Genomic DNA, 12,156 nt, shown 5'->3' on the forward strand with positions numbered 1-12,156 from the left:
GTCGGCGGGGAGGGCTGGTCGGGTCGGCGGGGAGGGCCGGTCGGGTCGGGGGGAGGGCCGGTCAGGCGGTCTGGATCGCCGGCGGCAGCAGCGCGCGCAGCCGCTCGGTGTCGGGGTGGTCGGCGACCGCCGCCTCCAGGGCCCCCTCCAGCGCGGTCTCCGGGCCGTCGTCGTCCGTCTCGGATCCCCAGCCGGGCAGCCGCACCGACGCCGGGCGGGTCCAGGAGAACTCCCAGTGCAGCAGCGAACGGGAGCTGAACTCGGCCAGCACCATCGTGCGCAGCGAGCGGTGCAGCGCGGGCCGTACGAACTCGCGGAACACCCGCCCCTTCGCGGCGGCCGCCTCCTCCGTCAGGGGCAGCTGCTCCGCCAGCCGCCACAGCCGGCCGTCGTCGATGACGTCCAGCAGCGTGGACAGCGTCGCCGGCTTCCCGGTGTACGTGGCCAGTGCATGGTGCAGCGGGGTCCGCGCGGACGACAGGCCCGCGGCCATCGAGGCGTCCAGCAGCTCCTGCCAGCCGGCGGCGCGCGGGTAGGTGAGCAGCTCGTCGAGGAGGACGCTGTCCTCCAGCGCGCCCAGGGTGCGCGCCGGGTCGCTCAGCAGGGCCAGCGCCGCGCCCGTGGCCTCGCCGGTGCGGCCGTCGGCGGGCAGCGCCTCGATCCGGCGTACACGGTCCGCGATCGGCGGGTGCGAGTCGTACGCCCCGGCCGGCTCCTCCGGCAGCTCCGAGCGCAGGCCCGCCAGCTCCGGTTCCCGGGCGGTCAGCAGCCGGCCGAAGCCGCCGAAGAACTCGCCGCGCGGCGGCAGCAGCCGGGCCTGTAGGCCCAGGGTGGCGTAGGAGTCCACGTAGAAGTCGTGGGAGGTGGACAGGACCGGGATCTCGCGCAGCGCCGACGCGGTCGCGTCACGTCCGGCGATCCGGGCGGCGGCCAGGTCGGCCGCGTACTCCTGGCCGCGTGCGGTGGACAGGGAGGCGCGCAGGTAGAGCCTGCCGTACGCGGTGTAGATCCGCGCCATCGTCCGGTACGTCGCCCCGACGCCCGTGGTGTCGATCTGCTTGGCCTTCTTGCCCTTGGCGACCCGCTTGGCGGACGCCCGCTCCTGGCGGGCCCGGTCGGCGGCCACCTTCTCGTCCGCCGCGGCGTGGAACTGGCCGATGACCCGGCCGATCTGCACGCGCCCGCGCACGACGAGCGCGGACAGCCGGGTGTCGCCACCGGTGAAGTGCCCGAACTCATGGGCGAGCACGGACCGCAGCTGGGCCTCGGTCAGGCCGATCAGCAGCGGCACGCCGAGAGTGAGACGGCGCCGGCCGGGGAGCAGACCGAGCAGCCGCGGATTCTCGCTGACGGACGCGTTGACCTCGCCGGTGAGCAGGATCCGGTCGGGGGCGCGGGTGCCGGCCGCCGCGGCCAGCTCCCGGACCAGCGCCCACAGCCGGGGCTCCTCGGCGTCGGTCACCGGGATGCCGGGCGGCTCCTCGCCCTTGGGAGTGCGCAGCATGAGCATGCCGCGGACGACGGGGATGCCCAGGAGCACCGTGATGATGCCGACCTTCAGCGTGAGCGGGCCGTGTCCCCAGCTGAACACCAGGACATCGAGGCCGGCCAGCGCGGCGAGCAGGACGAGGCTCAGCAGATAGAAGCCGAGCAGCAGGACGAGGGCGCGCAGCGCGCGCAGAGTTGCGCCCATCGGGCAGATCCCCCCACAGGACCTCAGGAAAAGGACATGACGAAGCGGTGAAAAAAGGGCGTGACGGGACACTGGTCGGGTGTCCGGTCGGTGCGCGTCGTGCGGTGTGGGGGGATGCCGGAGTATGCCCTACCGCAGGTCAGAAGGGCAATGTCAGCGCCGTGTAAGGACGGGAGTGCGTGGGTTGGGAGGGTTGGGAGGGTTGGTGCGCGGTGGTGCGTGGTGCGCGGTGGTGCCGGGGGTCGTGTGGGGCCGCGTGGGGGCGGCCCGGGTGGTCCTGAACCGGGAACCGGGTGTGGTCCGGAACCGGGAACCGGGCGTGGTCCGGAACCGGGAAGTGGTCCGGCGCGGGAAGTGGTTCGGCGCGGGGAGGGGCCGGCGCCGGGAAGTGGTCCGGCGCCGGGGGCGGTCGGCCGTCGGCGGCTCAGCCGGGCAGGGTGGCCGGGCTGCCGCCGTTGGCCTCGTAACCGGCCACCGCCAGCGCGCGGTGGAGGGCGAAGGCGGCGGCCGGGTCGTCGGACAGGATCCACGGCAGCGCGCCGACGTGCCCGTCGACGTGTATCAGCTGTTCCATGGCCTCCGCCCAGCGTTCGGCGCGGACCAGGAAGAAGATCAGCAGATGCCGCACGTGCGGCAGCGTCGGGTCGCCCGGGTCCGCGGTGTGCGTCGCGTGCAGCGCGCCGTGGATCGCCTTGGTGACGACCTCGCTCTGGTAGAAGCTCGCGACCAGGTTCACCTCCGGGAGGTGCTCGAACACCGCGAACAGCGGCAGCGCGGCGAGCGGGGAGCCCTGCGGGGCGCGGGCCGCGGCGGCCTCGGCGAAGGAGTACGCCTGCTCGCGCGAGCCGTGCCACTTCTCGCACCAGTAGTGCAGCGCCGCCAGGTGCGCGCCCATGTGCTGCGGGGCGCGGTCCAGGACCTTCAGCCACAGCTGCTCGAACTCGGCCTGCGAGTAAGCCAGTCCACGCGCGATGGACAGCTCCGCGACATACGGCACCGGGTCGCCGGGAGCCAGCAGGGCCGCCTGCCCGCAGGCATCCCGGGCCTCCTCCATGATGATCCGGAAGTCGTCCGTGCCCGGTGTGGACGTCCGCCAGGCCTGCTGCACCAGGAACTCGGCGTGGACGGCCGCGCCGCCCGCGTCCTTCGGCTGCTCGGCCCGCCACACCCGCAGCCACTGGCCGCCCGGCGTCTCGTGCACCCCGCCGGGCCGCTGCTGGAGTTCCAGCGCGGCGGCGCCGGCGAAGGCCTGCACCCGCTGCCAGCGCAGCTCGCCCTCGGACTCGGTGCCGGCCAGCAGCTGGGCGGCGGCCCGGTAGTCCTGGGTGCGCTGCACCAGCTCCAGGACCTCCAGCAGGTCCTGGTCCGGGCCGGGCAGGCGCACGTCCAGCTCCTCCTGGAGCGCGAAGCCGTAGGCCGCCGGGTCGGCGGCGTCCGGGTGTCCCGGGGAAACCAGCTCGATGCCCCCGCGCCTGCGCCGTAGGACCGGGAGCAGGACGAGGCTCAGCATGAGCAGCGCCATCAGCAGCCAGAGAATCGCCATGCGTCAAGCGAACCAGACGCCGACGGCAATTGGCGAACCCCACCCTCGACCTGTGGACAACTCACAGTCGGTACATGACAGGGGAACGCCGGGTGATGCAGAACCTGACGAGCGGCCCATCGCGGACGTCAGGAACCTGCCGGGCGCACTACGCTCGGTGCACATGAGCGACAGGCATATCAGCGAACACTTCGAGACCCTCGCGATCCACGCGGGCAACACCGCGGATCCCCTCACCGGCGCGGTCGTCCCGCCGATCTATCAGGTCTCGACCTACAAGCAGGACGGCGTCGGCGGGCTGCGCGGCGGCTACGAGTACAGCCGCAGCGCCAACCCGACCCGCACCGCCCTGGAGGAGAACCTCGCCGCGCTGGAGGGCGGTCGCCGGGGCCTCGCCTTCGCGTCCGGCCTCGCGGCCGAGGACACACTGCTGCGTACGCTGCTCACCCCCGGCGACCACGTGGTGATCCCGAACGACGCCTACGGCGGCACCTTCCGGCTCTTCGCCAAGGTCGCCACCCGCTGGGGGGTGGAGTGGTCGGTCGCCGACACCAGCGACCCGGCCGCCGTCCGGGCCGCGATCACCCCTGACACCAAGGCCGTCTGGGTGGAGACCCCCTCCAACCCGCTGCTCGGCATCACCGACATCGCCGCCGTCGCGCAGGTCGCCCACGACGCGGGCGCGCGGCTCGTCGTCGACAACACCTTCGCCACGCCCTACCTCCAGCAGCCGCTGTCGCTCGGCGCGGACGTCGTCGTCCACTCCCTGACCAAGTACATGGGCGGCCACTCGGACGTGGTCGGCGGTGCGCTGATCGTCAACGACCAGGCGCTCGGCGAGGAGCTGGCCTACCACCAGAACGCGATGGGCGCCGTCGCCGGCCCCTTCGACTCCTGGCTGGTGCTGCGCGGCACCAAGACCCTCGCGGTGCGCATGGACCGGCACAGCGAGAACGCCACGAAGATCGCCGAGATGCTGACCCGGCACGCCCGCGTGACCAGCGTCTGCTACCCGGGGCTGCCCGACCACCCCGGCCACGACGTCGCCGTCAAGCAGATGAAGGCGTTCGGCGGCATGGTGTCGTTCCGGGTCGAGGGCGGCGAGGAGGCCGCGGTCGAGGTGTGCAACCGCGCCAAGATCTTCACCCTCGGCGAGTCCCTCGGCGGCGTCGAGTCCCTCATCGAGCACCCCGGCCGGATGACGCACGCCTCCGTCGCCGGCTCCCTGCTGGAGGTCCCGGCCGACCTGGTGCGCCTGTCGGTCGGCATCGAGAACGTCGACGACCTGCTGGAGGACCTCAAGCAGGCCCTCGGCTAGCGGCCGGCCGCGGTCACCAGCCGGTGATCGGTGGAGTCGTCTCGGAGGGCGGCTCCACCCACGGCTGCGCCTCGGCCGCCCACACGGCGAACGCCACGGCCGCCGCACACACCAGCAGCCACAGCACGCGACGTGCCAGCCGCCGCTGCCGCAGCAGACGGTCCCCGCGGCGCACCGCGTCGGCGCACAGCTCGGGAGGCACCGGCGCCACGGCCCGCTCCATGATCCGCCGCACGGCGTCCTCCCGCTCGCCCCGCTTCACCACGGCCTCCCTGGTCGCCCCTCGCCCGCCCGGACGGATCCGCCGGCGTGTCTCATGAGGGCGCCACCCTTCTGCCCACCGGGCGTGGGGGCGTCTGCCGGGCGGGGTGCAGCACGGTCGCCGTCGCGCGGTCGCAGAGGGTGTGGACGCGTTCCGCGGGCAGGCCGAGCAGGGCCGCCGCCTGTTCCTCGGCGACCCCCTCGTACAGCCGCAGGACGAGAACGAGCCGTTCCTGCGGGGTGAGCCCGGCGAGCGGGCTGCGCGGATCCGTCCGGGCCCGGCCGAAGGGGCCGTACTGGTGCCAGGTGCTGCGCGCGAAGCGAGTGGCGAGGTACTGGCGGGCGCAGTCGTACGGGTCCTCGCCGCGCAGCCGGTCCCAGCGCGCGTAGGTGTGGGCGAGCGCGAGCGTCAGCAGGCGCCGCGCGCGCGGGTTGGCGTCCGGCGCCTCCGCGGTGAGCAGGGTGGCCGCGTGCAGCAGGCGTCCCGCCGCACCCGCGACGAACGCCTCGAACTCCCGGGCCCGGTGGGCACCGCGGGCCGGCTGCCGATCACGCACCACGCCTCCCCCCGACGGGGCCCTGTCCGGACCCGGTCTCATATGAGGCCAGCGGCGGCCCCGGGGTCAAGACTCCGGACCGCTCCCGTGCGGTGCGTGACTCAGGAGGCGGGCGGCTGCTCCGCCGCCGGAACGTTCTGCACCGACATCCGCGCCGAGAGCGCGTGATTGAAGCGGGTGAGGAGCGTGCAGAACTGCTCGCGCTCCTCCGGCGCCCAGTCGTGTGTCAGCTCGGCCATGAGCTGACGCCGTGACGAACGCACCTCCTCCAGCCGGGCGGCACCGCGCGGCGACAGCTGGAGCACCACCGCCCGCCCGTCCTCCGGGTGCGAGGTGCGCTTGACGAGCCCGGTGTCGACCAGGGGCGCCACCTGCCGGGTGACCGTGGAGGAGTCGATGCCCATGCTCGCCGCGAGCGCCTTGACGCCCATCGGGCCTTCCTTGTCGAGGCGGTTGAGCAGCAGGTACGCGGCGCGGTCCATGGAGTTGCGCACCTGGCCGACGCCGCCGAGCCGTGTTTGTTCGGCACGGCGGGCGAACACCGCTACCTCGTGCTGGAGGGTGTCGAGAAGACCGGTGTCACCGACGGTCGTCATGTCCATCGACATTTCAGGTGTTGTGGGCATGGCCGGAGGCTCGCTTCATGAAGGGCTGCTGGGTTGGGGGACAGGGTACGCGGCCCGGCGCCGGCCCGTACCGGCGCTGCGGAAACCGGTCTCGCTGCTTGGTCACGCCCGTCGTGCGCGAACGTGAACTGCGATGCTGGAGTCATGAGCTACCGCACGGCCGAATCCTTGCGTTCCGTAACTCTCGACGACGTGCGTGGCGCCCAGAAGATGCTCTCGGGCGTTGCCCGGGCGACGGCGATGGAGGGCAGCCGGCACCTGTCCCAGCTGATCGACGCACCGGTGCACCTGAAGTGCGAGAACCTTCAGCGGACCGGTTCGTTCAAGCTGCGCGGCGCCTATGTGCGGATCTCCGGGCTGCTGCCGGAGGAGCGGGCGGCCGGCGTGGTGGCCGCGAGCGCCGGCAACCACGCGCAGGGCGTGGCGCTGGCCTCCTCGCTGCTGGGCGTGCACGCCACGGTGTTCATGCCGAAGGGCGCGCCGCTGCCGAAGATCAGCGCGACCCGGGACTACGGCGCCGAGGTGCGCCTGCACGGCCAGGTGGTCGACGAGACGCTGGCCGCGGCCCAGGAGTACGCGGCCGAGACCGGCGCCGTGTTCATCCACCCCTTCGACCACCCGGACGTGATCGCCGGCCAGGGCACGGTCGGCCTGGAGATCCTGGAGCAGTGCCCCGAGGTGCGCACGATCGTCGTCGGCATGGGCGGCGGCGGACTCGCGGCCGGTATCGCGGTGGCGGTGAAGGCGATCCGCCCGGACGTCCGGATCGTCGGCGTGCAGGCGGAGGGCGCCGCCTGCTACCCGCCCTCGCTGGCCGCCGGGCACCCCGTGTCGCTGCGGAACCCGGCGACGATGGCCGACGGCATCAAGGTGGGGCGGCCGGGCGTGGTGCCGTTCGGGATCGTCGGCGAGCTGGTCGACGAGGTGCGGACGGTCAGCGAGGACCGGCTGTCGGCGGCGCTGCTGCTCTGCCTGGAGCGGGCCAAGCTCGTCGTGGAGCCCGCCGGGGCCAGTCCGGTCGCCGCGCTGCTGGCCGCGCCGGACGCCTTCGAGGGCCCGGTCGTCGCGGTGCTCTCCGGCGGCAACGTCGACCCGGTGCTGATGCAGCGCGTGCTGCGGCACGGCATGGCCGCGCAGGGCCGCTACCTCGCGGTACGGCTGCGGCTGACGGACCGGCCGGGTGCGCTCGCCACGCTCCTCGGGGTGCTGTCGGCGGTCGACGCCAACGTCCTCGACGTGAGCCATGTCCGTACCGACCCGCGGCTCGGGCTCACCGAGGCCGAGGTGGAGCTGCACCTGGAGACGAAGGGCCCGGCGCACTGCGTCGAGGTCGGCCGGGCCCTGCGGGACGCGGGCTACACGGTCACCGACTGACACCCGGGACCCACCACCCCCGGCTCCCGGACCCACCACCCCCGTTCCAGGCCCCAGCACTCCGGCTCCCGGCCCGGGCACCGCCGTTTCGGGCCCCACCACCCCGGCTTCCCGGACCCGGCACCCCGGCTCCCGATCCCACCACCCCGGCTTCCCGGACCCGGCACCCCGTTCCCGGCCCCAGCCCCACCGTTCCCGGCCCCGGCATCGCGGCGTCCCGGCCCCGCCACCCTCGGGGTGTGCACCGCCGTCACCCGCCCGTGTGAAATCTATTGAGAGACGCGATACATCGCGTTATGGTTTCCCGCATGGCCGCCGATCGCCGATCGCCGGCAGCCGGCAGTCGATCGCCGGGCGTCCGCCCACGTCCGTGCGACGGTCGCCGGCGCCGACGTGTCGCAGGGGGCCCACGGCAACTGTTGCGGACAACCCCCGCACCGAGATCCCCGACGACGTGGAGACAGAGATGCCAGGCGCCATCTATGCCGAAGGCCTGGTGAAGACCTTCGGTGACGTACGGGCACTGGACGGCGTAGACCTCGATGTGCCCGAGGGCACGGTCCTCGGCCTGCTCGGGCCGAACGGCGCCGGCAAGACGACGGCGGTCCGCTGCCTGACGACCCTGCTGCGCCCCGACAGCGGCAAGGCGGTCGTCGCGGGCGTGGACGTGCTGCGGCACCCCGACGCCGTGCGCCGCTCCATAGGCCTGTCCGGCCAGTTCGCGGCGGTCGACGAGTACCTGACCGGCCGGGAGAACCTGCGGATGGTCGGCCAGCTGTACCAGATGCGGGCGAAGGCGGCCAAGGCGCGCGCCGCGGAGCTGCTGGACCAGTTCAACCTCGCGGACGCCGCCGACCGCCCCGCCAAGACCTACTCCGGTGGCATGCGCCGCCGGCTGGATCTCGCCGCGGCCCTCGTGGTCTCGCCGCCGGTGATGTTCATGGACGAACCGACGACGGGCCTCGACCCGCGCAACCGCCAGCAGCTATGGGAGGTCATCAAACAGCTCGTTCTGGGCGGTACGACCCTGCTGCTCACCACGCAGTACCTGGAAGAGGCCGACCACCTGGCCCACGACATCGCGGTCGTCGACCACGGCCGGGTCATCGCCAAGGGCACCTCCGACCAGCTCAAGGCCCGCACCGGCGGCGAGCGCGTCGAGGTCGTGGTGCACGAGCGCGAGCACATCGCGACCGCCGCGGAGGTGCTGCGCGGCTTCGGCAAGGGCGAGACCACGGTCGAGGAGCACATCCGCAAGCTCACGGTGCCCGTCACCGGCGGCGCCAAGCTGCTCGCCGAGGTCATCCGCGAGCTGGACGCGCGCGGGATCGAGATGGACGACGTCGGGCTGCGCCGCCCCACCCTCGACGACGTCTTCCTGTCCCTGACGGGCCATGCGGCGGAGGCCGCCGGCCAGGGCGAGCAGAACGGCAAGGAGGCCGTGAAATGAGCACCGTCACCGAGGCCGTACCCGTCGCGGCGCACGGCAACCCCGTGAGCCGGTCCGTCCGTGACTCGCTGATCGTCGCCCGGCGCAATCTGATCCGCATGTCCAGGATCCCGGAAATGCTGATCTTCGGGCTGATCCAGCCGATCATGTTCGTGGTGCTGTTCACCTACGTGTTCGGCGGCTCCATGAAGATCGGCGCCAGCACCAGCGCGCTCGACTACAAGAACTTCCTGATGGCCGGCATCTTCGCGCAGACCGTCACCTTCGCCACCGCCGGCTCCGGCGCCGGCATCGCCGACGACATGCACAAGGGCCTCATCGACCGCTTCCGCTCGCTGCCCATGGCGCGTGGCGCGGTACTGACCGGCCGCACGCTCGCCGACCTGGTGCAGACGGCGCTCACCCTGCTGGTCCTCGCCGTCGTCGCGCTGCTGGTCGGCTGGCGGGCCGGCTCCGACGGCGCGACGAACCCCGGCAAGATCCTCGCCGCCTTCGGCCTGCTGCTCCTGCTCGGGTACGCGTTCACCTGGATCGGGGCGCTGATAGGACTCTCCGTACGGACCCCGGAGGCGGCCACCTCCGGCGGGCTGATCTGGCTCTTCCCGGTGACCTTCCTCTCCAACGCGTTCGTGGACACCGGCAACATGACGCCGTGGCTGCGGCACATAGCCGAGTGGAACCCGTTCAGCGCCACCGTCCAGGCGACCCGCGTGCTGTTCGCCAACCCCGGGCAGTCGGACTCGGGCGCGTGGCCGATGGAGCACCCGGTCTGGGCCTCACTGATCTACTCGGTCCTGATCATCCTGGTCTTCCGCACCCTCGCGGTGCGCAAGTACCGCTCGGCGACCGCCTGACGCGCGGGGCACCGGCCGCGCGACGGTTTCCGGGCATGACAAAACCCCCGGCGGCCCTCAGGGGCCGCCGGGGGCACGAAGCGAACCGGGGAAGGGGTCAGCCCGAGTAGGGCTCGGCCTTCAGGATCCGCACGGAGGCCTTCTTGCCGTTCGGCAGCTCGTACTCCGCGTCGTCGCCGACCTTGTGGCCGATCACGCCCGAGCCGAGCGGGGACTGCGGGGAGTACGTCTCGATGTCGGCGCTCGCGTACTCGCGCGAGGCGAGCAGGAACGTCAGCGTGTCGTCCTCGTCACCGTCGAAGGCGATCGTGACGACCATGCCCGGCGCGACGGCACCGTCGGCGGAGGCCGGAGCCTCGCCCACCTTCGCGTTCTCGAGAAGCTGGGTCAGCTGCCGCACACGCAGCTCCTGCTTGCCCTGCTCCTCCTTGGCCGCGTGGTACCCGCCGTTCTCGCGCAGGTCGCCCTCCTCGCGCGCGGCCGCGATCTTGGCGGCGATCTCCGTGCGCGCAGGACCAGTAAGGTACTCAAGCTCGACCTTGAGCTTGTTGTACGCCTCCTGGGTCAGCCAGGTGACGTTCTCGCTGGTCTGGGTCACAGGGTGCTCCTCGTCGGTACTGGGAATACAAAGCATCGCCCTACCCAGAAGAATGTTCCCTCTCGGGTGGGCGAAACCACGAGCCTAACAATTCACGGCCGGAAGGGGGAGGACATAAGCCATAAGAATCAGAACAACGCAGGTCGGGGCCTACGCATTCCGGGCGAAGCCGGGGAGTGTCCGGCGGCCGTCAGCCGGTGTGGCAGCCCAGCAGCTGCGCCGTCGTCCCCCGCGCCGTCGTACGGAGCGTGACGACCTTGTCGATCCGCGTGGCCGAGCCGGAGAAGCGGAAGTCGGCCCGGCCGACCTCGGCGCCGTCGGACGACTGGGACCGCAGGGTGCAGTAGCCGGAGGCGCCGGCGTCCTTGTGGACCTCGAGATGGACCTGGACCGCGTCGTCGGACGCCTTGAAGGCGATGACCTGGGCGCTGATCTCGTTCTCGGCGACGTAGTGGTACGCGAAGTAGCCGATCAGTGCGAGCAGCACCGCGCCCAGCACCGACCCGGCGATCTTGAGCTTGCGGTCGGCGCGCTCGTCCGAGGGGCGGCCGTAGCGGCCCTCGGGCAGCCGCGTGCTCGCGGTACTCATGATCGTCCTCTCCGCGGAATTATTCGCCCCCCGTTTCGGTCACTATAGAAGCCTTCGCCCGCCGTTCGACCGCCGCCCCTCACCGACGTACCCCCGGGACGGCATCATTGAATGCCCCACGAACCCGGGGCGCCGACTTAACGAGGATTGAGTCTTGACTGACCAGTTGCGACTGATGGCCGTCCACGCGCACCCCGACGACGAGTCGAGCAAGGGCGCGGCCACCATGGCGAAGTACGTGTCCGAGGGGGTGGACGTGCTGGTGGTGACCTGCACCGGCGGAGAGCGCGGGTCCATCCTCAATCCCAAGCTTCAGGGCGACGCGTACATCGAGGAGCACATCCACGAGGTGCGCAAGAAGGAGATGGACGAGGCCCGCGAGATCCTCGGCGTCGAGCAGGAGTGGCTCGGCTTCGTGGACTCCGGCCTGCCGGAGGGCGACCCGCTGCCGCCGCTGCCCGAGGGCTGCTTCGCCCTGGAGGACGTCGACAAGGCGGCCGGTGAGCTGGTGCGGAAGATCCGTTCCTTCCGCCCGCAGGTGATCACCACCTACGACGAGAACGGCGGCTACCCGCACCCCGACCACATCATGACCCACAAGATCTCCATGGTGGCGTTCGAGGGCTCGGCGGACACCGAGAAGTACCCGGAGGCCGAGTTCGGTCCCGCCTACCAGCCGCAGAAGCTCTACTACAACCAGGGCTTCAACCGCCCCCGCACCGAGGCGCTGCACCAGGCGATGCTCGACCACGGCCTGGAGTCCCCGTACGGGGACTGGCTCAAGCGGTGGGACGAGATGGAGCGCTCGGAGCGCACGCTGACCACCCACGTCCCGTGCGCGGACTTCTTCGAGATCCGTGACAAGGCGCTGATCGCCCACGCCACGCAGATCGACCCGGACGGCGGCTGGTTCAAGGTGCCGCTGGAGCTCCAGCGGAAGGTCTGGCCCACCGAGGAGTACGAGCTGGCGAAGTCTCTCGTCGATACGTCCATCCCCGAGGACGACCTCTTCGCGGGCATCCGGGACAATGCCTGACATGAGCGCAAGCGTGAGCCTGGCAGTGACGCATCTCGTCCCCCTCGCCAAGGAGGTCGACAAGAACAAGGTCACCCCCGGCGTCCTCGGCTTCATCGTCTTCGCGGTGATGGCCCTGGCCGTGTGGGGCCTGATGAAGTCGATGAGCAAGCACATGCAGAAGGTCGACTTCAAGGAGTCCCCGGACGCCGAGGTGGAGCCGGCCGAGAAGACCGACTCCACCGCACAGCGGGGCTGACCCCGAGGGTCGTCCATCG

13 protein-coding genes are annotated in these 12,156 nt (G+C 71.9%); 6 read left to right on the forward strand and 7 right to left on the reverse strand.

All coding sequences use genetic code 11. From position 1 onward, the window contains the following. Positions 1–61 precede the first annotated feature (61 nt). A complete protein-coding gene (locus JK361_RS14790) occupies positions 62–1,693 on the reverse strand; it encodes a M48 family metallopeptidase (protein ID WP_201817267.1) in 1,632 nt (543 codons plus the stop codon). A 424-nt stretch (positions 1,694–2,117) separates the two neighbouring features. Further along, positions 2,118–3,236 carry a hypothetical protein gene (locus tag JK361_RS14795; RefSeq protein ID WP_201817270.1) on the reverse strand — a complete coding sequence of 373 codons (1,119 nt, stop codon included), beginning with the start codon at positions 3,234–3,236 and terminating at the stop codon, positions 2,118–2,120. A 163-nt stretch (positions 3,237–3,399) separates the two neighbouring features. Between JK361_RS14795 and JK361_RS14800 the strand changes: the two genes are divergently transcribed. Further along, positions 3,400–4,554, forward strand: coding sequence for a cystathionine gamma-synthase (locus JK361_RS14800; protein WP_201817273.1), 1,155 nt, complete (start codon positions 3,400–3,402; stop codon positions 4,552–4,554). Between the two features lie 13 nt (positions 4,555–4,567). On the opposite strand, the gene JK361_RS14805 is transcribed toward JK361_RS14800, so the two are convergent. The 3 genes from JK361_RS14805 to JK361_RS14815 all read right to left on the reverse strand — a co-directional run bounded on the left by JK361_RS14805 (position 4,568) and on the right by JK361_RS14815 (position 5,980). Next, a complete protein-coding gene (locus tag JK361_RS14805; RefSeq protein WP_201817276.1) occupies positions 4,568–4,816 on the reverse strand; it encodes a hypothetical protein in 249 nt (82 codons plus the stop codon). 52 nt (positions 4,817–4,868) lie between these two features. Further along, complete coding sequence (locus tag JK361_RS14810) at positions 4,869–5,372, reverse strand: sigma factor-like helix-turn-helix DNA-binding protein (RefSeq protein ID WP_201817278.1); 504 nt, start codon at positions 5,370–5,372, stop codon at positions 4,869–4,871. A gap of 101 nt (positions 5,373–5,473) precedes the next feature. After that, complete coding sequence (locus JK361_RS14815) at positions 5,474–5,980, reverse strand: MarR family winged helix-turn-helix transcriptional regulator (protein ID WP_201817651.1); 507 nt, start codon at positions 5,978–5,980, stop codon at positions 5,474–5,476. Between the two features lie 162 nt (positions 5,981–6,142). On the opposite strand from JK361_RS14815, the gene ilvA reads away from it, so the two are divergent. The 3 genes from ilvA to JK361_RS14830 all read left to right on the forward strand — a co-directional run bounded on the left by ilvA (position 6,143) and on the right by JK361_RS14830 (position 9,676). After that, positions 6,143–7,372, forward strand: a complete 1,230-nt coding sequence (gene ilvA / locus JK361_RS14820; protein WP_201817281.1) for a threonine ammonia-lyase — start codon at positions 6,143–6,145, stop codon at positions 7,370–7,372. Between the two features lie 466 nt (positions 7,373–7,838). Beyond that, positions 7,839–8,822 carry an ATP-binding cassette domain-containing protein gene (locus tag JK361_RS14825; RefSeq protein ID WP_201817289.1) on the forward strand — a complete coding sequence of 328 codons (984 nt, stop codon included), beginning with the start codon at positions 7,839–7,841 and terminating at the stop codon, positions 8,820–8,822. Next, positions 8,819–9,676, forward strand: a complete 858-nt coding sequence (locus JK361_RS14830; RefSeq protein WP_201817290.1) for an ABC transporter permease — start codon at positions 8,819–8,821, stop codon at positions 9,674–9,676. Before JK361_RS14825 ends, JK361_RS14830 begins: the two co-directional genes overlap by 4 nt. Before the next feature lie 97 nt (positions 9,677–9,773). On the opposite strand, the gene greA is transcribed toward JK361_RS14830, so the two are convergent. Further along, positions 9,774–10,274, reverse strand: a complete 501-nt coding sequence (gene greA / locus JK361_RS14835; RefSeq protein ID WP_201817293.1) for a transcription elongation factor GreA — start codon at positions 10,272–10,274, stop codon at positions 9,774–9,776. A 190-nt stretch (positions 10,275–10,464) separates the two neighbouring features. Then, positions 10,465–10,863, reverse strand: a complete 399-nt coding sequence (locus JK361_RS14840; protein WP_201817295.1) for a DUF4307 domain-containing protein — start codon at positions 10,861–10,863, stop codon at positions 10,465–10,467. Between the two features lie 154 nt (positions 10,864–11,017). On the opposite strand from JK361_RS14840, the gene mca reads away from it, so the two are divergent. Then, the gene (gene mca, locus JK361_RS14845; RefSeq protein WP_201817307.1) at positions 11,018–11,899 is read left to right on the forward strand and encodes a mycothiol conjugate amidase Mca; all 882 of its coding nucleotides are present in this window, start codon (positions 11,018–11,020) and stop codon (positions 11,897–11,899) included. Continuing rightward, complete coding sequence (locus tag JK361_RS14850; RefSeq protein ID WP_201817311.1) at positions 11,892–12,137, forward strand: hypothetical protein; 246 nt, start codon at positions 11,892–11,894, stop codon at positions 12,135–12,137. The genes mca and JK361_RS14850 overlap by 8 nt, the downstream gene beginning before the upstream one ends. Positions 12,138–12,156: the final 19 nt, after the last annotated feature.

The organism is Streptomyces musisoli, assembly GCF_016741855.1.
GTDB classification, from domain to species: Bacteria; Actinomycetota; Actinomycetes; order Streptomycetales; family Streptomycetaceae; genus Streptomyces; species Streptomyces musisoli.

Coding starts and splice junctions, on each gene's coding strand:
- JK361_RS14790 (WP_201817267.1), bottom strand. CDS start 1,693: ATGGGCGCAACTCTGCGCGCGCTGCGCGCCCTCGTCCTGCTGCTCGGC.
- JK361_RS14795 (WP_201817270.1), bottom strand. CDS start 3,236: ATGGCGATTCTCTGGCTGCTGATGGCGCTGCTCATGCTGAGCCTCGTC.
- JK361_RS14800 (WP_201817273.1), top strand. CDS start 3,400: ATGAGCGACAGGCATATCAGCGAACACTTCGAGACCCTCGCGATCCAC.
- JK361_RS14815 (WP_201817651.1), bottom strand. CDS start 5,980: ATGTCGATGGACATGACGACCGTCGGTGACACCGGTCTTCTCGACACC.
- ilvA (WP_201817281.1), top strand. CDS start 6,143: ATGAGCTACCGCACGGCCGAATCCTTGCGTTCCGTAACTCTCGACGAC.
- JK361_RS14825 (WP_201817289.1), top strand. CDS start 7,839: ATGCCAGGCGCCATCTATGCCGAAGGCCTGGTGAAGACCTTCGGTGAC.
- JK361_RS14830 (WP_201817290.1), top strand. CDS start 8,819: ATGAGCACCGTCACCGAGGCCGTACCCGTCGCGGCGCACGGCAACCCC.
- JK361_RS14840 (WP_201817295.1), bottom strand. CDS start 10,863: ATGAGTACCGCGAGCACGCGGCTGCCCGAGGGCCGCTACGGCCGCCCC.
- JK361_RS14850 (WP_201817311.1), top strand. CDS start 11,892: ATGCCTGACATGAGCGCAAGCGTGAGCCTGGCAGTGACGCATCTCGTC.